29 protein-coding genes and 1 tRNA gene are annotated in these 24,276 nt (G+C 58.2%); 18 read left to right on the top strand and 12 right to left on the bottom strand.

All coding sequences use genetic code 11. The features are described 5' to 3' along the window. Window positions 1–170: 170 nt before the first annotated feature. Both yidD and EV561_RS23120 read right to left on the bottom strand, forming a co-directional pair. Window positions 171–620, bottom strand: coding sequence for a membrane protein insertion efficiency factor YidD (gene yidD / locus EV561_RS23125; protein ID WP_132524840.1), 450 nt, complete (start codon window positions 618–620; stop codon window positions 171–173). A gap of 7 nt (window positions 621–627) precedes the next feature. Beyond that, window positions 628–1,077, bottom strand: coding sequence for an iron-sulfur cluster assembly scaffold protein (locus EV561_RS23120; RefSeq protein ID WP_132524838.1), 450 nt, complete (start codon window positions 1,075–1,077; stop codon window positions 628–630). A 303-nt stretch (window positions 1,078–1,380) separates the two neighbouring features. Between EV561_RS23120 and folE the strand changes: the two genes are divergently transcribed. From folE to EV561_RS23105, 3 genes are all read left to right on the top strand, one after another. After that, the gene (gene folE, locus EV561_RS23115; RefSeq protein WP_132524836.1) at window positions 1,381–1,995 is read left to right on the top strand and encodes a GTP cyclohydrolase I FolE; all 615 of its coding nucleotides are present in this window, start codon (window positions 1,381–1,383) and stop codon (window positions 1,993–1,995) included. Between the two features lie 22 nt (window positions 1,996–2,017). Beyond that, entirely contained in the window at window positions 2,018–2,467 is a 450-nt protein-coding gene (gene hisI, locus EV561_RS23110; protein WP_132524834.1) for a phosphoribosyl-AMP cyclohydrolase, read from the top strand. A 126-nt stretch (window positions 2,468–2,593) separates the two neighbouring features. After that, window positions 2,594–3,562 (top strand): patatin-like phospholipase family protein, encoded by a 969-nt coding sequence (locus EV561_RS23105; RefSeq protein WP_132524832.1) that lies wholly within the window; start codon window positions 2,594–2,596, stop codon window positions 3,560–3,562. Window positions 3,563–3,613: 51 nt separating this feature from the next. Here the strand turns inward: EV561_RS23105 and EV561_RS23100 are convergent, their stop codons facing one another. Further along, window positions 3,614–4,048, bottom strand: a complete 435-nt coding sequence (locus EV561_RS23100) for a CBS domain-containing protein (protein ID WP_132524830.1) — start codon at window positions 4,046–4,048, stop codon at window positions 3,614–3,616. Between the two features lie 132 nt (window positions 4,049–4,180). Next, the gene (locus EV561_RS23095) at window positions 4,181–4,933 is read right to left on the bottom strand and encodes a rhomboid family intramembrane serine protease (protein WP_132524828.1); all 753 of its coding nucleotides are present in this window, start codon (window positions 4,931–4,933) and stop codon (window positions 4,181–4,183) included. Window positions 4,934–5,234: 301 nt separating this feature from the next. Here EV561_RS23095 and EV561_RS23090 point away from each other — a divergent pair, with 301 nt between their 5' ends. From EV561_RS23090 to EV561_RS23060, 7 genes are all read left to right on the top strand, one after another. After that, on the top strand, window positions 5,235–5,885 hold the full coding sequence (locus tag EV561_RS23090) for a PAS domain-containing protein (protein ID WP_245512852.1): 651 nt from the start codon (window positions 5,235–5,237) through the stop codon (window positions 5,883–5,885). A 152-nt stretch (window positions 5,886–6,037) separates the two neighbouring features. Then, a complete protein-coding gene (locus EV561_RS23085; RefSeq protein WP_132524826.1) occupies window positions 6,038–6,649 on the top strand; it encodes a PilZ domain-containing protein in 612 nt (203 codons plus the stop codon). 66 nt (window positions 6,650–6,715) lie between these two features. Next, window positions 6,716–7,675 (top strand): prolyl aminopeptidase, encoded by a 960-nt coding sequence (pip, locus tag EV561_RS23080; RefSeq protein WP_132524824.1) that lies wholly within the window; start codon window positions 6,716–6,718, stop codon window positions 7,673–7,675. A 529-nt stretch (window positions 7,676–8,204) separates the two neighbouring features. Then, complete coding sequence (locus EV561_RS23075; RefSeq protein WP_132524822.1) at window positions 8,205–8,813, top strand: transglutaminase-like cysteine peptidase; 609 nt, start codon at window positions 8,205–8,207, stop codon at window positions 8,811–8,813. Window positions 8,814–9,069: 256 nt separating this feature from the next. Then, a complete protein-coding gene (locus EV561_RS23070; RefSeq protein ID WP_132524820.1) occupies window positions 9,070–9,843 on the top strand; it encodes a hypothetical protein in 774 nt (257 codons plus the stop codon). Window positions 9,844–9,959: 116 nt separating this feature from the next. Beyond that, window positions 9,960–11,501 (top strand): serine hydrolase, encoded by a 1,542-nt coding sequence (locus tag EV561_RS23065; RefSeq protein ID WP_132524992.1) that lies wholly within the window; start codon window positions 9,960–9,962, stop codon window positions 11,499–11,501. Between the two features lie 126 nt (window positions 11,502–11,627). Continuing rightward, entirely contained in the window at window positions 11,628–11,897 is a 270-nt protein-coding gene (locus EV561_RS23060) for a hypothetical protein (protein WP_132524818.1), read from the top strand. A gap of 19 nt (window positions 11,898–11,916) precedes the next feature. Here EV561_RS23060 and EV561_RS23055 read toward each other — a convergent pair whose 3' ends face one another. After that, window positions 11,917–12,354, bottom strand: coding sequence for a DUF1489 family protein (locus EV561_RS23055; protein ID WP_132524816.1), 438 nt, complete (start codon window positions 12,352–12,354; stop codon window positions 11,917–11,919). A gap of 61 nt (window positions 12,355–12,415) precedes the next feature. Continuing rightward, a complete protein-coding gene (locus tag EV561_RS23050; protein ID WP_132524814.1) occupies window positions 12,416–13,822 on the bottom strand; it encodes an L-serine ammonia-lyase in 1,407 nt (468 codons plus the stop codon). 217 nt (window positions 13,823–14,039) lie between these two features. On the opposite strand from EV561_RS23050, the gene EV561_RS23045 reads away from it, so the two are divergent. Both EV561_RS23045 and EV561_RS23040 read left to right on the top strand, forming a co-directional pair. Next, on the top strand, window positions 14,040–14,735 hold the full coding sequence (locus EV561_RS23045) for a DUF599 family protein (RefSeq protein ID WP_132524812.1): 696 nt from the start codon (window positions 14,040–14,042) through the stop codon (window positions 14,733–14,735). A gap of 75 nt (window positions 14,736–14,810) precedes the next feature. Continuing rightward, window positions 14,811–15,788 carry a heparan-alpha-glucosaminide N-acetyltransferase gene (locus EV561_RS23040; RefSeq protein ID WP_132524810.1) on the top strand — a complete coding sequence of 326 codons (978 nt, stop codon included), beginning with the start codon at window positions 14,811–14,813 and terminating at the stop codon, window positions 15,786–15,788. Between the two features lie 25 nt (window positions 15,789–15,813). On the opposite strand, the gene EV561_RS23035 is transcribed toward EV561_RS23040, so the two are convergent. Together EV561_RS23035 and mgtE are read right to left on the bottom strand one after the other, a co-directional pair. Next, complete coding sequence (locus EV561_RS23035; RefSeq protein WP_165927891.1) at window positions 15,814–16,206, bottom strand: MerR family DNA-binding transcriptional regulator; 393 nt, start codon at window positions 16,204–16,206, stop codon at window positions 15,814–15,816. A 139-nt stretch (window positions 16,207–16,345) separates the two neighbouring features. Beyond that, window positions 16,346–17,764 carry a magnesium transporter gene (gene mgtE, locus EV561_RS23030; protein ID WP_132524806.1) on the bottom strand — a complete coding sequence of 473 codons (1,419 nt, stop codon included), beginning with the start codon at window positions 17,762–17,764 and terminating at the stop codon, window positions 16,346–16,348. Between the two features lie 235 nt (window positions 17,765–17,999). Here mgtE and EV561_RS23025 point away from each other — a divergent pair, with 235 nt between their 5' ends. Together EV561_RS23025 and EV561_RS23020 are read left to right on the top strand one after the other, a co-directional pair. Next, on the top strand, window positions 18,000–18,494 hold the full coding sequence (locus tag EV561_RS23025; protein WP_132524804.1) for a peptide deformylase: 495 nt from the start codon (window positions 18,000–18,002) through the stop codon (window positions 18,492–18,494). A 59-nt stretch (window positions 18,495–18,553) separates the two neighbouring features. Then, window positions 18,554–19,048, top strand: a complete 495-nt coding sequence (locus tag EV561_RS23020) for a BON domain-containing protein (protein ID WP_132524802.1) — start codon at window positions 18,554–18,556, stop codon at window positions 19,046–19,048. A gap of 82 nt (window positions 19,049–19,130) precedes the next feature. Here EV561_RS23020 and EV561_RS23015 read toward each other — a convergent pair whose 3' ends face one another. Together EV561_RS23015 and EV561_RS23010 are read right to left on the bottom strand one after the other, a co-directional pair. Then, a complete protein-coding gene (locus EV561_RS23015; RefSeq protein ID WP_132524800.1) occupies window positions 19,131–19,655 on the bottom strand; it encodes a hypothetical protein in 525 nt (174 codons plus the stop codon). 96 nt (window positions 19,656–19,751) lie between these two features. Next, window positions 19,752–19,994 carry a hypothetical protein gene (locus tag EV561_RS23010; protein ID WP_132524798.1) on the bottom strand — a complete coding sequence of 81 codons (243 nt, stop codon included), beginning with the start codon at window positions 19,992–19,994 and terminating at the stop codon, window positions 19,752–19,754. 323 nt (window positions 19,995–20,317) lie between these two features. Here EV561_RS23010 and EV561_RS23005 point away from each other — a divergent pair, with 323 nt between their 5' ends. Then, the gene (locus EV561_RS23005; protein ID WP_132524796.1) at window positions 20,318–21,121 is read left to right on the top strand and encodes a DUF2092 domain-containing protein; all 804 of its coding nucleotides are present in this window, start codon (window positions 20,318–20,320) and stop codon (window positions 21,119–21,121) included. Continuing rightward, entirely contained in the window at window positions 21,118–21,330 is a 213-nt protein-coding gene (locus tag EV561_RS23000) for a hypothetical protein (protein WP_132524794.1), read from the top strand. Before EV561_RS23005 ends, EV561_RS23000 begins: the two co-directional genes overlap by 4 nt. 81 nt (window positions 21,331–21,411) lie before the next feature. Here EV561_RS23000 and EV561_RS22995 read toward each other — a convergent pair. Continuing rightward, window positions 21,412–21,496 (bottom strand) — tRNA-Leu (locus EV561_RS22995). Between the two features lie 204 nt (window positions 21,497–21,700). Here EV561_RS22995 and lipB point away from each other — a divergent pair. After that, window positions 21,701–22,423, top strand: coding sequence for a lipoyl(octanoyl) transferase LipB (lipB, locus tag EV561_RS22990; RefSeq protein ID WP_132524792.1), 723 nt, complete (start codon window positions 21,701–21,703; stop codon window positions 22,421–22,423). 173 nt (window positions 22,424–22,596) lie between these two features. Here lipB and EV561_RS22985 read toward each other — a convergent pair whose 3' ends face one another. Beyond that, the gene (locus EV561_RS22985) at window positions 22,597–23,019 is read right to left on the bottom strand and encodes a helix-turn-helix transcriptional regulator (RefSeq protein ID WP_132524790.1); all 423 of its coding nucleotides are present in this window, start codon (window positions 23,017–23,019) and stop codon (window positions 22,597–22,599) included. A gap of 257 nt (window positions 23,020–23,276) precedes the next feature. Here EV561_RS22985 and EV561_RS22980 point away from each other — a divergent pair, with 257 nt between their 5' ends. Beyond that, entirely contained in the window at window positions 23,277–24,212 is a 936-nt protein-coding gene (locus EV561_RS22980; protein ID WP_132524788.1) for a DMT family transporter, read from the top strand. Window positions 24,213–24,276: the final 64 nt, after the last annotated feature.

The raw sequence follows: 24,276 nt of genomic DNA, 5'->3' as shown, positions 1-24,276 counted from the left end.
AAGCGCTATTCAAAATCGACCTCAGAGACTTTGAGCGGCCGCTAATCGAGCCTTGCCCAACAAACCACGGTCGTGCCACGCGTTGATGACCGCCGCGCCTGAGCGCATCTTTTGGTCTTACGTTCTGGAGCACCTCGGAGCGATCTGCCCGAGAGAGGGAGTTCACAACGCTAATTCGAAGTCTTGATCTTCCGCCCGATCGCAAAATACCGCCAGGGCGTGAACCAACGGAACCGGTCGCCGAGGGTCTCGGGCACGGGATCAAAGCCGCTCGTGCCGCCGGGGCCGCAGCGTGCAACCCGGAAAAATGCCATCCAGCCGCCGGCCCATAGCCCATGCCGCGCGATCGATTCGTAGCCATATTCGGAGCATGTCGGCAGGTGCCGGCAGGAATTGCCGATGAAGCCGGACAAGGTCAGTTGGTAAAGCCGGATAAAACCCATGCCGAGGAGACGATCGGGCGTCTTGCGGAAAGGGCCGTTATAGTTGCGCCCGGAATAAGACTGCCTGACAACCCCGTTGTCTTTGTCAAATCCTGTTCCACGCAACCGATGAGATCGCGGGTGCGCGGCAGCGCCGCCCTCGTCTTCGTCTTCTTCAAGGGAGCAGAGATGACACATGGCCTGTTCAGACCGCCTCTGCCGTTTCTGCGCGTCTCGCCTCGATCTGGCCGATGGCGTCGACGACAGCATCGAAGGTCAGCATGGTCGAAGCATGGCGCGCCTTGTAGTCTCTGACCGGCCGCAGATAACGCATATCCTCGAAGCGGCCTTCCGGTCCCTCGCCGTCCGCCTTGAGCATCGCTAGCATATCCGCGCGAGCTTTCCTCAATTCATCAGCGGTCGCGCCGACCACATGCCTTGCCATGACGGAAGACGAGGCCTGCCCGAGCGCGCAGGCTTTCACGTCGTGGGCGAAATCCGTAATGGTATCGCCGTCCATCTTCAGCCAGATTTTCACTTTGGAGCCGCAAAGCTTGGAATGCGCCTGTGCATTTGCATCGGCATCGATCAGGCTTCCGATCCGGGGAATATTGCCTGCAAATTCGAGAATTTTGCTATTGTAGATATCGTCCATGACAAATTCCGCCCCAGATCATTGCGGATCGGCTCAATTCGGCGGCTGTTGTTGCGTAAACAAAAAACACACCGTCTCACGATAGCGCACTTACATGAAGGCGCCGTCTTCCTATATGTATGTCGTTCGAAGGCCATGAAAATGCAATGGCCTCGGTTAAGTTTGATTGGGAAACCGTGCCGGAAGGGCTATAAGCCGCCCCGAAAGCCCCGGAGCCTGCCAAAGGTGCAACATTCCTGACAAGGGATACCAGTGGCGAGTCCGAAAGACGATCCGCAACGCGGATCAGGAGACTTGAAACATATGGACGCCATCGTAAAGAATTTTCCGCAAAACGAGCAGACATCAGATCGCCCCACCCAGAAGGAAGCAGAGGACGCCGTTCGGGTCCTGCTTCGTTGGGCAGGTGATGATCCGACACGCGAGGGCCTGCTCGACACGCCGAAGCGCGTGGCGAACGCCTATCGCGAATTGTTTGCCGGCTATGACATGAGCCCCGAGGATGTCCTCGGCCGCACCTTCGAAGAGGTCAGCGGCTATGATGACCTCGTGCTCGTGCGCGACATTCCATTCTTCTCCCATTGCGAACACCACATGGTCCCGATTATCGGGAAGGCCCATGTCGCCTATCTCCCGAACGGCCGTGTTCTCGGCCTCTCGAAGATCGCCCGCACGGTCGAGATATTCGGCCGCCGCCTGCAGACGCAGGAGGCCATGACGGCTCAGATCGCCCACGCCATAGACGAGAGCCTGCGGCCGCGTGGCGTGGCCATCATGATGGAGGCCGAGCATATGTGCATGGCGATGCGCGGTGTGCAGAAGCAAGGCTCCTCGACGCTGACGACCACCTTTACCGGTTCGTTCAAGGCTGATCCCGCCGAACAGGCCCGCTTCATGACGATGGTCCGGAGCCGCTGACCGGCTCCAACAGAGAGCCGAGATGACACTGACATTCAAAGAGCCTTCCACCGATAAATCCGAACTGGAAGATGCGGGGGATTTTACCCCCCGCTTCGACGACCGCGGCCTGATCACCGCTGTCGTCACGGATATCCGCGACGGTGCGCTGCTGATGGTCGCGCATATGAACGCCGAGGCATTGGCGCTGACACTCCAGACCGGAACGGCACATTATTTCAGCCGATCACGCGGAAAAATCTGGAAAAAAGGCGAAACCTCCGGCAATCTTCAAACAGTGAAAGAGATCCGCACCGATTGCGATCAGGATGCCATTTGGTTGATGGTCGAGGTTGCCGGTCACGACGCGACCTGCCACACCGGACGCCGCTCCTGCTTCTACAGAACGGTGGAACTGGAGGATGGCAAGGCGGTTGTGAAAATCGCGGACGATCGCAGGCATTTCGATCCCGACCAGGTTTACGGTCACTGAGATCGGGTCTGGAAATTGGGCAGATGCCTTCTAATTGAACAATTAGCTAATAAAATATACCATTTGGAAACGAAAAGGGACGCTACTTAACGAGAAGGGCATATCAAGCCCTGGGAAAGGCGTAGCATGCTGAACTGGGGTTTGAATCGTACCGGTGCCGGCCAGTCCTTGGTAGATTCAAGCACGGCTGGTTCACACGACGGTACCGCCGGCCCCCCACTCCTTCCGCCCTCCCCCAAGAAAGTGAAGATCGCCCTTGCGCTCGGCGGGGGCGCAGCTCGCGGTTGGGCTCATATTGGTGTGCTGCGCGCGCTTGACGAGGCGGGCATCGAGGTAGGGATGATTGCCGGCACCTCGATCGGTGCGCTGGTCGGCGGCTGCTATCTCGCCGGAAAACTGGATGAGTTGGAAGAGTTCTCCCGATCGCTCACCATGCGCCGCATTGCCAGCTTACTGGATCTGACCATCGGCGGCAGCGGCCTGTTCGGAGGCATGCGCCTGACCAAGCGCATGCAGGAGCATCTGGAGGGTCTGACGATCGAGGATCTCGACCGTCCCTTCGTTGCCGTCGCAGCCGAGGTCAATACCGGCCACGAGGTCTGGATCGGCAACGGTTCGCTGATCATCGCCTTGCGCGCGTCCTACGCCCTGCCCGGCATCTTCGAGCCGGTGCGCAGCAACAATCGAACGCTGGTTGATGGCGCGCTCGTCAATCCCGTTCCCGTCTCGGTTTGCCGTTCATACGAGCAGCCGCTCGTCGTCGCCGTGAACCTGCACTACGATCTCTATGGACGATCCGCCGTCGTCAAGCACAATGCCGTGCTGACCGCGACGGAAATTCAGCGTCAGGCGGAGGCTCCCTATGCGAAGCTCGGCATGACCGGAGCCTTGGTGCAGGCCTTCAACATCATCCAGGACAGGATTTCGCGCTCGCGCCTTGCCGGCGATCCGCCGGACCTTGCCCTGCATCCGCGGCTCAGCGATATCGGCCTATCCGAATTTCATCGCGCCGGTGAAGCGATAGAGCGTGGCTATGAGGAAACCTTGGCGCGACTTCCTGAAATCAAGCGAATGCAGGAAGCCTACGCACGCTGAACGGACGCAGCAGACCAAAGGTGCTGCTGCGTCCAAGAAGGCAATCTACGATTATCCGGCAATATAGGCTTTGATCTGCTCGGTCTCGAGTTCGATCTCCCTGATGCGCGACTTCACGACGTCGCCGATCGAGATGATGCCCGAGAGCTTGCCCTTGTCTTCGACGGGCACATGGCGGAACCGACGCTGCGTCATCAGTTCCATCAGCTCATCGACGGTCGTATCTTCCTTGCAGCGATGAACCTTTGCGGTCATTAGCGACGAAATCGGCTGATCCAGACTATCCTTGCCCGATTTGGCGACTGCATTGACGACGTCACGTTCGGTGAAAATTCCGGCGATCTTTCCTTCGACCCCGACCACGACGAGAGCACCGATCCGCTTTTGATTGAGGATTTTTGCGGCCTCGGCAAGCGTCGTGTTGGCAGTCGCGGTCACGACATTCCGGCCCTTGGTGTCCAGTATGGATTTTACGGAAACTGACATTCGATCCTCCCATCTCGAAATGCATACAACATTCTCGTCTACGGGCTCCCGTGGCGGCCTCCACCCACACGAAAATGGAATTGAATGGTGCACTCCCCAAAGCGGGAATGCAACATCTTCAATTTCGCTTGATTAGATTTCGATCGGATCCGGCTGTTTATCAAACAGGCCGAACAGCAGAAAGCCGAAAAGAAAGCCGCCAATATGGGCATCCCAGGCAACGGCCTGCGATCCATCTCCGATCAAGGGAATACCAAACGCGATCAGAAGGTTTCCGACAAACCAGAAGAGCACGAACATGAAGACCGTGCGGCTCCGCAGCGACTGTGTGATCGAAAGTCGGGGATTGAGATGGGCCTGTGGCAGCGCAGAACCGCGCCGGTCAGGCGGGAATGCAAAACGGCAGGCGGCGCCCATCAGAGCCGATACGACGCCGGATGCCCCGATCAGCAATGTCACCTCACCCCAGTTGAGCGCAGCATGAAGGAAGGCTGATGCTGCGGATGAGAGCACCCAGAAGATCAGATATCGTGCCGTGCCGATCCGTCGCACGACAGGTGCTGCAAAGGCCATCAGCCAGAGCCCGTTGAAGACGATATGCTCGACGCCGCCATGCAGCAGCGAATAGGTGACGGGCGTCCACAACCATTCCAACCCCTGCTGCGACAGGGGCGTGACATAACGAGCCGGAATGAAGCCAAAGGTGTAATAATACCAATCCAGCGCGCTGGTCGGCAGCAATAATGTCTGCACGAGAAAGATCGCGATCAACAGCGCGAGCGTTGCGACCAGCGCCGATGGCAGGTTGAAGACCGGATTCCGTTGCGGACGCGGCTCTATGTCTCCGTCTTCGGGCGCGGGAGGCGGCGGAGCTGCATCATCCATGTAGTTATTACTCTCTGAGCGCTGATATAGGAGACAGCCATACAAGAGCGATCGTCAAAAAAAAAGCCGCCCGGCAATGCCGAACGGCTTTTCGAGCGTCCCCCCGAATGATCGCATTCGATCCCCCGCGCCCGATTCAGTTTGTGCTGAAGGTCAACCCTTCGTGAAGTCATGATTATTCATCTCATGGCCAACGCCCGCGCTCAATCGAAACCTTCGGTTAACCTTAACTCCCCCGCCGTGGCACGAAATAAGCAAGGGATAGCTTAAGCGCCGACAATCCGCCTGCGTTTGAACCAGAATGGAACACGGACCCGCCATGCGCCACAAAACCAGTATCGAGATATTTACCTACTGGGATCATATCCGCGGTCCATATGACGCACCCCTGCGCTCTCAAGTAGAGCCGGCGGCTGTGCGTCATGTGCTTTCCGATCTTTTTATTCTCGAGGCGACGCCTTCCGACAGGCCGCGTTTCCGTCTCGCAGGCACGAAAATCTGCAACATATTCGGTCGTGAGTTGCGCGAGGAGGATTTCTCGGCGCTCTGGGCAGGCAGTCAGCCTGACGATCCCGTCAAGATCGCCAACGGCGTTATGGCGCATGCCGTTCCGGCCCTGATCAATGCGACGGGCTATAGTGTCACCGGGCGCCATCTTGCCTTTGAGATCGTATTGATGCCGCTGCGTTCTTCTCGCGAGGGCGAAAACTGTGATCGGTTGCTGGGTTCGCTTGCACCGGCGCAAAATCCCGCATGGTTCGGTGCCGAGCCGCTGGAGTTCCTGGCCTTGGACCGTAGCCGGATCCTGACGGATGACCAGGTAAAGGCCGGGGAGCCCACACGTCAGACGGCCCCGTTCGGCGGGCAGCGGACGAGCAAGGGGCCGGAATGGAGCGAAGCCTTCCGCCGCATATTGCCCTGGCGGGCATCAGCCGGCGGCCGCATTCAATAAAATGGGCTGTAAAATAGCAGCGCCTCATTTTGAGACGGTTGTACCGCATTCCTGCTTTGCCGCAGCCTTTAGCGGTTGAGGCCACCAATCTTCTGTTAATAGATTGCGGCTAATGATTGCGTTTGAGATATAACATACAAGAAGCAATTTTCATGCACTCATTCCAGCCAGCTCAGCAGACGCGGAATGTTCCTCGCACGGATCAGCGCACTTTCCAGCGTGTTCCGATCAATATGCAGGGCCGCTTGATGCTGGCCAATTACGAGGAATACGAGTGCATGGTGATCGACATGTCGCCGGGCGACATGTACGTCCTTTGCGACGGTCGTCCACGGGCCAATGAGCGTGTCGTCGCTTATATCGATCATCTCGGCCGCGTCGAAGGCTACGTGCTGACGATCGATGGTCGCGGCTTCTCCATGTCGATCAATGCGACGGACCGCAAACGCGAGAAACTTGCAGCGCAGCTGACATGGCTTGCAAACAAGCATGAACTGGGACTTCCCGAAGACCGCCGGCACGACCGTCTGACGCCGCGGACGATCCAGAGCGAACTCACCCTCGAGGACGGAACCCGCTACGTCTGCCGTATCATGGACCTGTCGCTTTCAGGCGCGGCAGTCGACGTGGAGGCGCGACCGCCGCTCGGCACGGCCGTCCGCCTCGGCAATATGCGCGGCCGGGTCGTACGCCATTTTATGGAAGGCGTTGCGATCGAGTTCCTCTCGGTTCAATCGCGCGACACGCTTCGCGAATTCCTCTGATCTGATTCCCGTCATCCCGATGTCATGAAAATCCCCGAGAGCGGTGGCGGCCCGCGGGATGATCAGATGAAACGTCTCTATCCGGAAATCGAACCTTACGACCACGGAATGCTTGAGGTCGGCGACGGCAACAGCATCTATTGGGCACTGTCGGGAAATCCTAAGGGCATATCCGCGATCGTTCTTCACGGTGGTCCGGGATCGGGCAGTTCAGCCAATATGCGTCGTTTCTTCGATCCGCAGCATTACCGCATCATTCAATTTGACCAGCGTGGATGCGGGAAGAGCCAGCCGAATGCCGCCGATCCGCAAACGGATATGAGCGTCAACACCACGTGGCATCTGGTTCGGGATATGGAGCGGCTGCGCATATTCTTCGGGGTCGAGCGCTGGCTTGTCTTCGGCCATTCATGGGGCTGCACCCTCGCCCTTGTCTATGCCCAGCAGCATGCCGAGCGAATCGCCGGCCTTGTCGTCGCCGGTATCACCATGACGCGCCAATCCGAGATCGATTGGCTTTATCACGGGATGGCGGTCCTGCTTCCGCAGGAATGGTCACGTTTCCGCGCCGGCGTTCCGGAAGAGGAACGAGACGGACATCTCGTTACGGCCTACCATCGCCTGCTGCAAAGCCCGGACCCCGATCTCCGCCTAAAGGCGGCCACCAGCTGGCACGAATGGGAAGGTGCCTCTATCCTCGTCGATCCCGATGCGACGCTGCCGCGGCGATGGGCGGACCCCGGCTATCTGCTGATGCGAGCCCGCATCATTGCCCATTATTTTCATCACCGCGGGTGGCTGACGGACAGCCAGATACTGAAAGAGGCTCATCGGCTTGCCGGGATAAGAGGCGTCATGGTCCACGGCCGCATGGATCTGGAAGCGCCACTCGTCACCGCATGGGAATTGTCGCAAGCCTGGCCCGAAGCCAAGCTTGTCGTCGTTCCGAGATCCGCTCACTCACCGTCAAGCGCAGGGATGGCCGCAGCGATCGTGGATGCCACGGATTCGTTTCGTAACGGTTGATCGGTAGCTGTCCTTCGGAATCGCGATTTCGGCGGAGCCTGCCCAAAGACGTGATGTCTCGCCACGATGAACGTCTGTGCGGATTGATTTTCACCCAAACGGCTATCGGATCACAGGTTTTTTACCGCCGTCGCCGTTTCATCCTCAAAATAAATTTTCGGCGCTATTTTCCCAAAACGGAGCAAAATTGCCGAATTCTGATTGAGAGAAGCTTGTTCTAATGCGTCGGCTGCCGCTGACGCCTGTCCCGTTTTCGCACATTTCCAGCTATTCGAGAGTTTCTACCCTCCCGTAGGCCTGGAATAATACACAATGAAAACAATGATATAAAAAATCCTCGCCGCTTGTGATCACTTCAGATTTTATTCAAATTAGACGAAAAATAGATTTTGGTTTGATGCAAATTTAAGTCCTGTTTTATTCTATTTAGATCTGCATTTGAATCTATTAAGTGCTTATTTTTACTTCGCAATTTTGCGCGCAATAAAAACGTCCATGTCATTGTGATCTCCATAACGGGGAGATACAAATGACTATCCAATCCTGGTTGCGAAGCGGAGTAACCGCAGCAATTTTCACCTTCGGCCTCTTCGGCCTTGCCAATGCAACACCAGCCAGCATGGCGATTGTCGGCAATGCCGCGCCGCCGATCGGCCACTATGAATTCTGCAAGGAAAACCCGAGCGAATGCGCCTATGCGGGTGGCGATGCCGGGCCGTTGATCCTGACGGAAGATCGTTGGAAGACGATCCTCAAGATCAACTACACCGTCAATACGACCATAAAGCCAATGACGGACATGGAGCTGTACGGCGTCGAGGAAAAGTGGGCGATCCCCACGACCGCTGGCGACTGCGAGGACTATGCGTTGCTGAAGCGCAAGGATCTGATCAATTCCGGCTTCTCGCCATCGGACACGTTGATGACTGTCGTCCTTCAGCCCAATGGCGAAGGCCATGCTGTCCTGACGGTTCGCACCGACCACGGCGATTTCATTCTCGATAACATGCGCAACAAGGTGATGCTCTGGTCCGATACGGAATACACCTACCTGAAGCGCCAGTCCGCTGATGATCCGGCGCGATGGGTGAAGATCCAGGACGCAGGCCATGCCGACGCGGTTGGCAGCGTCAAGTAACTCCAGACGATCGGCAGTTTTGCCGTTCTAGTGCTCGGCCCGGTCTGTCTGCATCCCCGTGCCCGACCGGAGCCATGAGCCGTTCCCGCTGTCCCGGGAGCGGCTCTCCCCCTTTTCTGCCTTCCCGCCGCAGCTTTGCTTAACCTCACGTTAACCATGCCGGCGCCAATCATTCCATATTGAGACTCATCACGAGTTCCCGTCCTGCAGGCGATACCAGACGCTTCTGCGGCGAAATGGAAACGAAGGCAGAAGCATGGTTCTCGCGCCGCCGCCTGCCCCCGCGATCGAAGAGGCCCCGTTGATCTCCAACGGGTTCGTTTACCGTTTGACAGCTGTCGTAGCGCTTCTTGCTGTCCTGACCGTCGCGATCAGTATCGGTGGCCGTTGGCTGGGCCAGCGCATCTCCCTGGGCGGACACACGGACGATACCAAGGTTTTCACGGTTACTGTCGGCGAAGATACGCTGCGGCTTGCGGCCAACACGATCCGCTTTCCCAGCGAGCGCTCAGACGGCAGTACCGAGCGCGTCGATCTCTATCTGACCTGGCCGCAGATGCAGGGTTACAACGAAGCTGATCGTCTGAGCTTCAACGACGTTTCACAGTCGTCGTCCTTGATTTTCCTGCAATTTACGCAAAGCACCATGTCCCGCGATATGTCAGGGCGGCTGGCGCCGATCTACTCTCATTTGATCGAGGGCGACCCCTTTGCCGGTCCTCATGGTCTGACGGCCCATCGCCTGCGCGCTGATGCGGGCTATACGAATGAAGTGCTGCTAACCGCGCCACGGCCGGGCAAGCCTGATTATGTCGTCCGCTGTGTGCTCCCTTCAACTCCGGACAAGGCTACGAGCGGAGACTGCCAGCGTGACGTTCATCTGGGTAAAGACCTGACTGTGCTTTACCGCTTTTCAAGCGCCCTTCTGGGTGATTGGGACCATATTGATGCCGCTATTCAAACGTTTGTGGAATCCCGCCTTGCCGAGCAACCCGCAGCCTCTACCGGCGCGCCGGCGACGGACGGCTAAAATGTGGCGGAATCCCGAAACCAACTGTTCATCATAAACCGATTGGTAACCCCGACCCCCTACTCTGTCCTGCAACGGACGTGTCAGGAGGCGACGGCCGGATAATGAAAATGTTGATGCAAGCAAAGAGTGAAGTAGTGTCCAGGTCAATTTTCTCCTCATCGTCGTCGCGCTTTGGCAAGTTCCTGATGACGGTGACATTGGGTTTCGCAATTGCGATCATGACAATCGCGACAGCCTCGCCTTCTCAGGCTGCGAGCGGCCCTGGCTATGCGGGCATCGTCGTTGATGCCAGGACAGGAAACGTACTCTACAGCGAAAACGCCGACGCGCTTCATTATCCCGCCTCACTTACAAAGATGATGACGATATACCTCGCGTTCGAAGCGCTCGAGGCCGGACGCATCAAGCTTGATTCTCCTATTACCATGTCTGCCCATGCTGCAGCTCAGGCGCCCACAAAGTTGGGCGTTCGTGCGGGCACCGTCATCACGGTCCAACAGGCAATCCTCGGCATGGTCACGCTGTCGGCAAACGACGCTGCCATGGCTCTTGGCGAATATCTCGGTGGGTCCGAGGAGAATTTCGCCCGGATGATGAACAATAAGGCACATGCGCTGGGTATGACCAGGACGACCTATCGCAATCCGAACGGCCTGCCGAATACGGCGCAGATGACGACGGCCCGTGATCAGGCCCGCCTCGGCATCGCACTCCGCGAGCATTTCCCACAGTATTACGGCGTCTTCTCGGTCAAGAGCTTCCAGTTCGGCAATCGCACCATCTACGGCCACAATCGCCTGGTCGGCTCCGTAAGAGGCGTCGATGGCATCAAGACCGGCTATACCCGCGCCGCCGGCTTCAATCTGGTGTCCTCGCTGCAGGATAGCGGCAAGTCGATCGTCGGCGTCGTTCTTGGTGGCGCCTCCACGCCTGCCCGCGACAACCAGATGCGCAAGCTGCTCGCGGCCTATCTGCCGAAGGCGTCGGTCGACGGGCGCCCGGGTCAATTGATCGCCCAGGCCGCGCCCGAAATGACTGCGCCTGCAATGCCTGTTCCCACGAAGACGGTACCCGTTGCGCCTGATGTCGATGCAGCCGCCGTCCGCATGGCCGATGCGGCCAAGGTGAAGCTGCCGGCAAGCGGCCCGACGCCGGATGCCCGTTATCAGGAGAATTCGAGCGTTGCGGCCTTTGCTGCCGTCACGCCGAAGTCGAACAATCCGCTCGTGGTAACCAAGCCGCATAAGCAAAATGTTCCAGCCAACGAAGTTGCTTCGATAGCGCCCGCCTATGCCGAAAGTCAGGGCGAAGGCGATGCGGAGCCTGTCGATGCGGTAACGACTGCGTCGACGGCCAAACTGGCCAAGGCCGAGAAGGCAGACAAGTCTGAAAAGACGGAGAAGGTTCCGAGTGGCTGGAGCATCCAGGTTGGCGTGTCTTCGACCAAGGAAATGGCAGACGATCTCTTGGATCAGGCAAAGAGCAAGGGCGGCAAGGCTCTGCGCTCGGCCAAGCCCTATGCCGTCGCATTCGGAGACGGCGCCTCGCAGGTCTATCGTGCTCGCTTCGGCGGCTTTGACGATCAACGCGATGCGGTGAATGCGTGCAAGACGCTGAAGAAGGCTGGCATCAAGTGCTGGGCCAGCATGGAATAAGGGCGGCGGCATCAAGTGCCGCTGTACGTCTAGGACCAATGGATATCGGGATGGGTATCCATTCTCGCGGAACCGGCCGTAAGCCGGTCCCGCCCCTGAGTTAGTAATGCGTTACGGGGACATGACATGGCAATGAACGAGAACATGCCGGATATCTCGCTCGATACCGGGGCAAAGATCAGGTCGAAGGGCTATGCTCTTCATCCGCTGCACGAAGCGGCCATGCGGATCGCTGATCTTGGGCTTCATCGCTCCCGTTCGCGGACCAAGGATCTGATAAACGTGCTTCTGTGTCATGGTGCCCGCGCCTGGCGCTATTCCCAGCCGGAAGCACGCATCCATCTCCACGTAACATCCTTGGCCGGAAAAACACCGGTTCTGATGCGCCTGCGCTGAATGGCCGATCGGGCCGGGATCAGAGCAATCCCAGCTCCGAGAGTTCCCGTCTCAAGTCTGCAGGCATTTCCGTTATGCCTGCTCCCAAGCTGTCGAGATCGCGCGGCACGTCGTCCTGCGGGTAGTATCGCCATCCCTGGAACGGTCGCTTCGGCTGTACGGACGTCTCGATAACTTCCGGTCCAAGCACGAGCTGGCAGCGGGATATGCCTTCACCATCGGTAAAGGTCCTGATGTCGATGAGCTTTTGCCTTGCCTGAACCTGCCCTTTGATCACCCAGTAGAGCGAGCCGCCGTCCAGCAGCTCCTCGACGCGTTTCGGCACCATCCTGGTGGTGTGGGTCGTGTGTGGTTCGAGTCCGGCGGCGACCGCGGTCAATGCCCGCTCGGATACCCATTCACGCAGGTCCTCGATCGAGTCGGCGCCCACGCACAATTTGATAAGATGCAAAGCCATGCTGCCCGTTCAATTCCTTTTGGCCGGCAGCGTCAAGCCTTAACGCCAAGCATCCACAAACTCAGCATTCGACGACATTGACCGCCAGACCGCCCGTCGAGGTTTCCTTGTATTTCTCGCTCATATCGTAGCCGGTCTGCCGCATGGTCTCGATGCAAGCGTCCAGCGGCACGAAGTGCTGGCCGTCTCCCTTGATCGCCAGCGAGGCGGCGGTCACCGCCTTGACGGCTCCCAGCGCATTGCGCTCGATACAGGGAACCTGCACCAGGCCGGCAATCGGATCACAGGTCATGCCGAGGTGGTGTTCGAGCGCGATTTCCGCAGCATTTTCGACCTGCTCGGGCGTGCCGCCCATGACCGCGGCGAGGCCGGCTGCAGCCATAGCAGCTGCCGAACCGACTTCGCCCTGACAGCCGACTTCAGCGCCCGAGATCGAGGCGTTGTGCTTGATGATGCCGCCGACGGCTGCCGCCGTCAGCAAATAGTCGCGAATGCCATTCTCATCAGCATCCTCATGGAAATGCTTGTAGTAGCGGATGGTTGCCGGAACGACGCCTGCAGCACCGTTGGTCGGCGCGGTGACCACGCGTCCACCTGCGGCGTTCTCCTCGTTTACGGCCATGGCATAGACGCTCAGCCAGTCGTTTGCGAGAAGCGGATTGATCCGGTTACTGCGCCATTCCTCGTGCAGCTTGTCATGGATTGCCCGCGCGCGGCGGCGAACCTTGAGGCCGCCGGGCATGATGCCTTCCGTCTTCAGTCCGCGATCGATGCAGCTGTCCATGGCTGCCCATATCTTGTCGAGGCCCTCGTCGAGCTGCGCCCGCGTCATACGGCTTTCTTCGTTCGCGCGCTTCATCTGCGCGATCGTAAGCCCCGAGCGTGCGGCCATCTCGAGCATCTGCTTTGCCGTCGCAAAGGGATAGGGCACCTTGTAGTTGCCCATGGCAGCCTTCCGCTTCGCGCGCATGACCTCCAGCTCCGTGTCGGTCACGACGAATCCGCCGCCGACGGAATAATAGATGCGCTTGACGAGCAACCGGCCATCCTTGTCCAGCGCCGAGAAGCTCATGCCGTTGGCATGGCCCGGCAAGGGAACCTTCTTGTCGAAGATGAGATCGGTCTTTGGCTGGAACTCGTAAGGGGGATGCCCCTGCGGGTTGATACGGCCCGTGCGCTCGACCTCGTCGATGATTGCATCCATCTTGTCCGGGTCGACCTCATCCGGCCGCTCACCCATCAGGCCGAGGATCACCGCCCTGCCCGTCCCATGCCCGATACCGGTATGCGCAAGCGAGCCGTGCAGGCTGACCCTGATGGCCGCCACATGCACATTGGACGATGGCCGCGGCCACTCGTTCGACAGGATCAGTTCGAGAAATCGGTTGGCGGCCGACATAGGCCCCATCGTGTGCGAGCTCGACGGTCCCACGCCGATCTTGAAGACATCGAATACGGAAAGAAACATGGAACCTTGGCGCCTCGCAACAGAGTCAGATGCCACTAAAATTACGTTAGGGTGATCGAGCGGCACGGCGACCCACCGACATCGGATTGGACGCAAGCGACATTACAGTCCCGCACAATCCGACTCAAACATAGCTAAGTCATATGTCGATATCGCTGTTGCGGCTTTCAAGCTATCAAACGTTAGCAGACAGCTGAACAGATTTTGGGAACGCCTCATGACGACCGCCGACTATGTCGCTCTCGCCCTCTTCATCCTTTGCTGGCTGGGCCTCAACCGGATCACCGACAGTTCCCGGTTTTTCAACCGGAGCAGCCTGACGCAGGAGATGATCGAGCGCCGGCGTGAATGGATTTACAATTCGCTGCGCCGTGACCTGAAGATGATAGACACGCAGATTCTCGCAGGCCTTCAGAATGGGACGGCATTCTTCGCTTCGACGTCTATTTTTGCCATGGGCGGCTGCTTCGCGCTGCTTGGCGCAACGGACAAGGTGAATGCCTTTTTCGCTGACCTGCCCTTTCTCTTCAATGCCGGCGGTCGGGTTGCCTTCGAAATCAAGGTGGCGGGCCTCACCGGCCTGTTCGGTTACGCCTTCTTCAAATTCGGCTGGTCTTATCGGCTGTTCAACTATTGCACAATTCTCTTCGGCGCCATTCCGATGATCGAGGATATCGAGGCGAATCGCGTCGAGACGGAGCGTGCAGCCGAACGCGTCATCCGCATGAACATCATAGCCGCGCGCAATTTCAATGCGGGTCTTCGCGCGATTTTTCTATCGATCGGCTATCTCGGCTGGTTCATAAGCCCTTATTTCTTCATCATCACGACGATCTTCATCAATGTCGTCCTGATCCGGCGACAGTTTTTTTCGGATGCGCGTCTGGCCATCATGGATATCGATGTGCCATGAAATCGCCGCGCTCCTCCTGTTTCCAGCAGCGTCCGGCGCGCCGCCGTTAATCTCGTCCCGCTGAAAGGATTCCTGATGGCCGCTGTCGCCGAGAGCATCGATGCGCCCCAAAAGACACCGCGCATTGGCATTCTGGACACGGCGCGCGGCATAGCTCTTCTCGCAATGGCGAGCTATCACTGTACCTGGGATTTCGAATTCTTCGGCCATCTCGATCCCGGCACGGCGGAAACAGGCTGGCTGAAGCTCTATGCCCGAGCGATTGCAAGCACCTTCCTCTTCCTCGCCGGCGTAAGCCTTGTGCTCGCCAATCGGCCGGTAATTCGCTGGCGGCCTTTTTGGAAACGCTTTGCAATGATTGCCGCTGCGGCGATCGGTGTCTCGATCGTCACGCTGATAGGTATGACCGACGAATGGATCTATTTCGGGATTCTGCACTGCATCGCGGCACTGACCCTGATCGGCATCGTCTTTCTGCGTTTGCCGATGCCTTTGACCTTGCTCGCGACGGCGGTACTCGCCGTCTGCTGGGTCGTCGACGTCTTCTACAGCCCCGGCGCGCTAGACTGGGCAGCCCTTAATCCACGCTATTTCGCCTGGCTCGGCCTTGCCGCAGCCCCGGCACGCTCCAACGACTACGTCCCGCTCTTTCCCTGGGCGCTCGCCTTTTTTGCCGGTCTCAGCGCGGCGAGCCTTGCGATACGGACCAATCTGCCGCAGCGATTGGCGAGGCTAGGCACCGGCGGAAGCCTGATCGCGCGTGCCGGGCGTCATAGCCTGATCTTCTACCTCGTGCACCAGCCGCTGCTGTTCGGCCTGGTCTATCTGCTATCGCTAGCCGCCCCTGCCGACCCAACCCCAGGCATTCTGCGGCAGTGCCAGATGGTCTGCACCCAGTCCAATGGCGAGGCTTTCTGCCACAGTTTCTGCCAATGTTCCGTCGATGCGCTGAAGAAGCAGAGCCTGTTCGAGCCGTGGCGGGCGGGAAAGATAAAGGCCGACGATGAGCGATTCGAGGCGATCTCCATCCAGTGCACGGATCAGGCCCGCTGACGCCGGGCGCCGTGAGCTTGCCTTTTCAGGTGCCGACGCCGATTTCGGCCAGGCGGCCCAGGCAGGATTCCTCGATGTGATCGAGTTCGGTCAGCGTATCGTCGATATCCTTGCGCTTCTGGCGTAGATCCTCGCGCTTTTCCTCGACGCGCTTCATCAAAAGCTTAAGTTGGCCGACTTCGCCGGGCGGCTCCTTGTAAACCTGGATGATCTCGCGAATTTCCGCAATCGTGAAACCGATGCGGCGGCCGCGCAGGATTTCTCCTATCAGGCGACGATCTGCCTGTCGAAACAGGCGCGTACGGCCCCTTCGTTCCGGATGAATGAGCCCCTCATCCTCATAGAAGCGCAGAGTACGAGTGGAAACCCCGAATTCACGCGTAAGCTCTGTAATGGTATAGTACTTGTTCACCGGTATTTCGTCCTCGTATAGCGAGCTTAGGTCCGGTTCAGCCGAAGCATGGCATACTCGGCCGAAAGGCAGTCCCCTCTCCGCCCACATCGCCGTGCATAATATTGACTTTTACGTATCAGTCAATTTTGACAGCCGGACTGCGTTAACGCAGCACAAACCACCACGTCGCGAGGCCGAGGAAAGAAAAATAGCCGGTACAATCGGTTACGGTCGTCACGAATGCCGATGATGCAATAGCCGGATCGGCACCGACGCGATTGAGAAGCAGTGGCAGCAATATCCCGCCGAGAGCCGCGGCAACAAGATTGATCACCATCGCCGCGGCGATCACGATGCCCAACTGAATATCGTGAAACCAGATCAGTGAAATGACGCACATGACGACGGCGAACAGGACGCCGTTGATGAGGCCGACGCTTGCCTCCCTGCGGATGATGCGCCCGGCATTGTAGATGTCGAGATCGCCGGTGGCCAATGCGCGAACGGTCACCGTCATTGTCTGTGTTCCGGCATTGCCGCCCATGGAGGCGACGATCGGCATCAGGACGGCAAGCGCCACCATCTTCTGGATCGACCCATCGAAAACGCCGATGATGGTCGAGGCAAGGATTGCCGTTACCAGATTGACAGCGAGCCACAGGAAGCGCGAGCGCACGGTCGAGATGACATTGTCCGACAGTTCTTCGTCGCCGACGCCGCCGAGACGTTTGATATCCTCGTCCGCCTCCTCATGAATAACGTCGACGACATCGTCGATGGTCAGCACGCCCACCAGCCGATCATTCTCGTCGACAACGGCGGCCGACAGAAGGTCATATTGCTCGAAGAGTTGGGCGGCCTCCTCCTGGTCCATTTCGGCAGGTATGGGATGCGACGTCTCGCGCATGATGGTTTCGATCTTTGCCTGCCTCTTGGTGCGCAGGATGCGATCGAGATCGACGCTGCCGAGCAGCTTGAACGTCGGATCGATGACGAAGATCTGGGTGAAGGCTTCGGGCAGGTCTTCCTGATCGCGCATGTAGTCGATCGTCTGACCGACTGTCCAGAACGGTGGTACGGCGACGAATTCCGTCTGCATGCGGCGTCCGGCCGAACTCTCCGGATAGTCCAGGGCGCGACGCAACCGCACGCGCTCGGTAAAGGGCAGTTGCGACAGGATCTCGTCGCGATCTTCCTGGTCGAGATCCTCGAGGATGTAGACGGCGTCGTCGGAATCGAGCTCGCCGATGGCTGCAGCAATCTGGTCGTTCGGCAATTGATCGACGATCTCGCGGCGAATCGCCTCGTCGACCTGCGTCAGAGCCGTCATGTCGAACTCGTCGCCGAGCAGCTGGACCAACGAGAGACGCTGATCGGCGTTCAGGGATTCCAGCAGATGGCCGATTTCCGATTCATGCAGCCTGGCGACGTTTCGGTGCAGAAAGGCGGAATCGCTCGCCTCGATCGCCTCGCGGACCTGCTCGATGAAATCAGCGCGCACGTTGCCGTCCTCATCGTAGATATCGATGTGCGGCTCCTGTGTATCGGTGCGGGTAAGCTCGTCTTCGTCGGTCGTCGTCATGTGCCGCCTCGTATCCATTCGCTTTGCGAGCGCCCGCCGTCAAGAACGAGAATGACGGCAAAAAATCCATTGTCAACAATTAGATAGAGGAGAAACCTCGCCTGAGGCTGGCCGCTCGATCAGCTACCGTGTAAGGTCGCTGCGAACCGGCATCGGAACGCAAAGCCATTTGCACGGATATCGGTTACGGCTATCCTTGCGCGCAGATTGTGTCGTCATTTTACCAGAGATATGTGTGCCCATCCGTACGATCATTCGCTACCCAGATCCTCTCCTCAAAACTGTATGCGCATCGGTCACTGTTTTCGATGAAGCGCTAAAGCAGCTCGCTGCAGACTTGCTCGACACGATGCGGGCGGCACCCGGCGTTGGTATAACTGCAGCCCATATCGGCGTCTTGCGACGGGTGACGGTTATCGAGTTGGACCGCCGGGACGGAGTTCGCGTCTACGTCAATCCGGAAATCCTCTGGTCGTCGGCCGAGACATCAAGGCAAACGGAAGGCAGCGTTTCCATGTCGGGCGCGACCGAAGAAGTCACTCGACCGAAGGCCATTCGGTTCCGCTATCAGGACCTCGATGGTATAGTCCGCGAAGAGGATGCCGATGGCTTTCTTGCCGTTTGTATCCAGCACGAAGTCGACCAGCTCGATGGCATCTTCTGGCTGCAGCGCCTGTCGAAGCTGAAGCGCGATCGGCTTACCCGGAGATGGGAAAAGATCAGAAACTAGGATTGAACCAAGCACGCCGCCAGCCGTTCTCTAGTACCGACGGCAAAAGGAGCCTGATCATGGATTCCAAGAAGAAAGAACTGACGCGAGAGGAGGACTATCGCGACTATGAGGAACGGGACATCGAAGAGGGCTGGCCCTATGACGACCAGGCCGGAGCGAAGTCTCGTGATCCCGGCAACGGTCCCTACGGCGGCACCGAGGCCAATTTCGACGAAGAGACGAACAAGGGCTACACCGTTACCGACAGCGATGAAGACGGCCAGCAGGAAGCCCAGACGGAATCCTTGCTACCTGGAACTAGCGGTCGCGAGAATGCGGACGACCTCGAAGAGCGCGTCATGGACGCGCTGACCGACCTTGAGGGCGTGACGCCGGAAACGGTCGATGTTCGCGCCGAACGGGGAGGCAGGATTATTATCGAAGGCGAGGTGGACGACGCCATTACTGCCCGTCATATCGAAGCCCGCGCTCTCTCCGTCGCCGGCGTTCGTGCGGTCAGGAACAATCTCAGCATAATCGGCGTCGACGCCAATATCCCCGACGACGACTGAGGAAAACCTTGATAGCAACCGACCTATGCAAACGGGCGCCGAAGCGCCCGTTTCTCATGTGCACCAACGGCTGGTTTGGCCATCAGCCTTTCAGCTTTGAGTTGCAGAGGCTGTAATAGCCGCCGCCCTTCTGGATCCACTTCAGGCCGCCGAGCGTGTTCTTGTCCTTGTTGACATGGTAGGAGTCGACACAGGTGTGGAAGCGGCCCTTTGCCGGCGTTTCGCTGGCATATTTGGACGAGATGGCGGTCGGGAAAGTTACACCGGCAGGTGCAGCCATCGAGGGCTTTGCGGGCTCCTTGGCCGGAACGGCTGCCGGATCCGGCTCATCTGCGTCCGTTGTTTTCGCTGCAGTTGTCTTTGCCGGAGCAGCGGGAGCTGTTGCCGGAGCGGTAGCAGCAGGAGCGGCTGCGGCCGCATCGGTTCCGCATTGTGCCTTGCGGAAATCGTTCCACTTCATGCCGTTCAGCGTATTCGCCGCCTGGGCGGCCTTATACTTGGCGCTGCAATCCTGCATGCTCAGCGCAGACGCTGATGTCGCAAAGGAAAGAGAACCCAGAACGGCAAGAGATGCGAATGTTGTCAGTAGAATCGTGCGGCTGGTCATTCCTCGTTCCTCCGCTGCTTGACGACACGGAAACTATTGACCTCGCTACTGTAATTGTCAATCGGTAGACGAAAGAGCCGCTTCTTCCGCGCCGATTTATCTCACGCTGGTAGTGGTGATCTTGTCGAGCGGTGGTGTGGCCTGAACATGCAGCCACCAGCCCCCGGCGATTGCCAAAACCATAAGAAGAATGATCGACAGGACAAGCTGTGAGCGTCTTCGACGCCTGACGTCATCCTGCTGCTCTTCATCACGATATAAACCGAATCCTTTGTGATCTTCGACAAAGGCTGAAAACAACGATCCCCGATATTCGACATCGTCCTCTCCACGAGACATGCGCTCCTCCGTTCCCTTAGTCTTATAGTTGTATTCGCTACGATACTCTCTATATCGCAATTTTCTAATGTTAAATGCCGGGAAGGTTAACGCGACGCCCGTGCGATCCAGGGCGGCCGAGACACACACCACGTGCACGAATGGGAGCCGTATCACGCGTCTTGCGTCATAGATCATACTGTATGTTACGCGCGTGCGCGCGATTGGGAGTGTAGCATCGTCCCCAGTCTGAAATGTCCTCATCGCACGACCCGCTCGTGCGTAACGCGTAAGCGGTCCGTTTCGGCCGATAAGTGGCCATAGAAAACTGAGGGAGATAGACGATGCAGAAACCAGCCCGCAAAACACTCGCGCTTACGACCGCTACCATCCTTCTGACAGCGGCCGCACTGCTGTCCGGAGGGACATCCGGAGCAAAGGCCGGAGAGGCCGATGCCAAGAACCTTCTCAAGGCGATGTCCGACTATATGGCATCGCAGAAGACAATGTCCTTCTCCTACGATACGAACCTTGAAGTCGTCACCAAGGATCACCAAAAGCTGCTGCTGGCCAGTTCCGGTAAGATGGAGGTTAATCGTCCAGACAAGATTCGCGTGACGCGCTCGGGCGGGTTCGCCAATGTCGAACTCCTCTTCGACGGTAAGACGCTGACGCTGCTCGGCAAGGACGCCAATCTCTACACGCAGGTCGACGTTCCAGGAACGATCGATCATTTGGTCGACGAATTGAGAGACAAGCTCCATAGACCCCTGCCCGGAGCCGATCTTCTGCTGCCTGATGTCTATGGTGAACTCATGCACGGTGTCACTGACATCAAGGATCTTGGTAGCGGCGTGATCGGCGGGACCGAATGCGACCACCTCGCTTTTCGGAACAAGGAAGTCGATTGGCAGATCTGGATCGCCCAGGGCGACCATCCCTACCCGTGCAGATACGTGATCACGGCAAAGGATGTCGATCAGGCCCCGCAATACAGCATCCAGATCACCGACTGGAAGGCGGGAGATGATGCCACGGCCGACGACTATGCCTTCAAGAATGCGACCTCGGCGCAACAGGTGGACATCGAAAAGCTCGGTAACGTCGACGAGCTGCCAACAGAGTTCAGGGTGGAGGGCAAGAAATGACTATTCCAGCTAGAGTCAGAGTTCTTCTGTTTGCCGCAGTCATCGCCGCAGTCGGATTGGACGTCGGCGAGCGACTCGCAATCCCGGGCGTGAGCGGCATGATCACAGTCGCCGAGGCGCGAATCGGTCGACCCCTGACACCGGTCAGCGTGGCCGGTGTCGCGCGACGCACGGCCCGGCGCTGCGCCGCAGGCGTCTACTACTGTTAGTTTATATATCGATCGGGGTGATCAAAAAACGATCGCATCTTGCGTCGCAAAAAGCTGTATGAATCATACAGCTGGAAAAGTTGGTGCGGTCGAGAAGACTCGAACTTCCACGGGTTGCCCCACAGCGACCTCAACGCTGCGCGTCTACCAATTCCGCCACGACCGCATCGTGGTAGGTGCCGATTTGTGCCGGCGGGGCAGCATGTAGCAAAAGCATTCGGGGGGCACAAGAGCGATATGACAGATTTTTTTACGAGTTTTCACAGGTGTTTGAATTGCGCTTCAAAAGCCGCCATATAGGAACCGAACTGTCTGGCGCGTGCGGATTTTTAGAATGTCCTGCGTCGGATCAGGCGACAAAGGGCTTCCCATGCTACGCACCGATCTCGAACATTCCATGTTTCCCCTCGCCGGCTCCCCGCCGGTCCGTTGGCGTATCGCCGATGGCCTCGTCCCCTACGAAGAGGCCGTGGCGACCATGGAACGGGAAGTGGCTGATATAGCGGACGGCCGAACGCAGGAACTTGTCTGGCTGCTGGAACATCCGCCGCTCTATACGGCGGGAACGAGTGCGGACGCTGCCGATCTGATCGAGAAGGAGCGCTTCCCCGTTTTTTCCACCGGCCGGGGCGGCCAGTATACCTATCACGGTCCCGGCCAGCGTGTGGCCTACGTCATGCTTGACCTGAAACGCCGTCGGCAGGATGTCCGGGCCTTCGTGGCAGCGCTTGAAGAAGTGATCATTCGCACGCTCGAATCGATGAATGTCCGTGGCGAGCGTCGCGAGGACCGGGTAGGCGTCTGGGTGCGGCGCCCGGAAAAACCGCTCCTGCCGGATGGCACCATGTCCGAGGACAAGGTAGCGGCTCTGGGCATACGTCTGCGCAAATGGGTGACGTTTCACGGCCTGTCGCTGAACGTCGATCCCGACCTCAGCCATTTCTCCGGAATCGTGCCGTGCGGAATTTCCGCATACGGGGTGACCAGTCTCGTCGATCTCGGTCTGCCGATCATGATGGCGGACGCCGATATCCGCCTGCGTCAAGCCTTCGAATCGATTTTTGGCGAAACCGCTACCGAGCGTTCCGCATAAGACCTGTGCCTAAGGCCGAACTGGAGGCAACTCCCGGACTTTCGATCGATTCGATCTGAAATTATCCGGCGCTAAAGCATGTCGCGCAAAAGTGTGCAGCGATTTTGCGACAACGACATGCAAGAACAAAGACCTAAAGCACAGCAAGCGAATCCTGGAGATCGCGTCGCGCTTTAGTGCGCAACACCCTTGCCGACGTTGCGAAGCTTCAGCTGATAATCCAGCTTTTCCAGCTGCCGATTGGTGGCCTCTATGAGACGCCCCATATCCTTGTAGGCCGATTGAAGCCGCGAGAGCTCGATCTTCACCGCCTCCAGCGCGCGTTCATCGGTCATTTCCGCAGGCCCCTCGCCGGCGCCGGTCATCAGCCAGATAGGAGAGACGCCGAAGATGCCTGCGAGATCAAGGAGAAGGGATGGACGCGGTTCGGATCGGTCGGATTCCCAGGCAACCACGGTCTCTTCCTGGACGCCGAGCTGATTGGCAAGGGAGCCTGTACTGATGCCGGCGGCGTCGCGTGCCGAAGACAGGCGTCCGCCGAGCGTATCATCGCCTTCATCGGAAAAAACGTTGACCTGCTGCTCAGTCTTCAACATTCGGTGCATCCTTCCAGGGCTTACGGCCGACAGTTCTTTGCACGTCTCATTGTCTTCTATCGGATCTCGACGGCACAGATAGGTCTTAGAGCGTCACGCCGCCACCCCATTGCGGCCTGCGGAATGGAATGAAGTCGTCAGCCGGTGATTTCCTGGCTCGTGCCCTGGCGCAATCGAGAAGCTGATGGATGAACCGCGCCTGCTTGATCGCAAGACAATCCCGTGTTTGATGACATCATTAGGAAACCGGGTCGATCATGTCCTCTATCGCTACCGCCGAGACCACGCAAAATCCGTTGCAAGGCATGACCATCATGGCAAGCGCCATGATTATTCTCCCAACCATGGACGCTATTGCCAAATACATGGCGACCTTCGAAAACATGTCGCCGGGACAGGTGACCTTCTATCGCTTCTTTTTCCAGCTCGTCTGCACCCTGCCGCTGCTCTTTACGATGACGGGCGCTTCGGCACTTTCCGCAAAGCGTCCCTGGATGAACATCCTTCGCGGGGCGCTGCACGGGGCGGCGAGCCTGCTGTTCTTCGTCGCCGTCAAATACATGCCGCTTGCCGACGTTTTCGCCATCTATTTTGTCGAGCCCTTCATCCTGGCGGCACTCTCGGCAGCCTTCCTGGGCGACAAGGTCGGCTGGCGCCGGTGGCTCGCCATTATTATCGGCTTTGGCGGGGCAATGATCGTGATCCAGCCGAGCTTCGAGATCTTTGGATGGAAAGCTCTGCTGCCGGTCGCATGTGCTTTCCTTTACGCAGTCTATCTCTTCATGAACCGTGCGATCGGCGAAGCGGATTCGCCTCTGACCATGCAGACGATGGCGGGCGTCGGTGGCACCATCTTCATGGCCGTGGCGTTGTGGGTCGGATCCGCGATGGGCGGCACGGACTTTGTCCCCTCCCTGCCCGCTTCCTGGCTCGGCCTCGTTCTGCTTCTGATTCTCGGCTCGATTTCGGGCTATGCCCATATGCTCGTGGTGCGGGCCTTCCGCCTTGCGCCCCTGTCTTTGCTGGCGCCGTTCCAGTATTTCGAAATCATCTCGGCAACGGTGCTCGGCTATGCGCTCTTCGGCGATTTCCCGAATCTCTCGAAATGGATCGGCATCCTTATCATCGTCGGTTCGGGTCTGTTCATAATCTGGCGCGAGCGCGTGCAGTCCCAATCGCTCAAATCTTCCTGATTGGGGATGCTGGTGGTTAACTGCGCTCGTTGAAGCTTCTTCAATTTGAAGCGAGTAGATCACG

Origin of the sequence: Rhizobium sp. BK376 (genome assembly GCF_004341625.1) — a bacterium.
In the GTDB taxonomy this organism is placed as follows: domain Bacteria; phylum Pseudomonadota; class Alphaproteobacteria; order Rhizobiales; family Rhizobiaceae; genus Rhizobium.
This window is presented reverse-complemented; position numbering and strand designations above follow the sequence as displayed.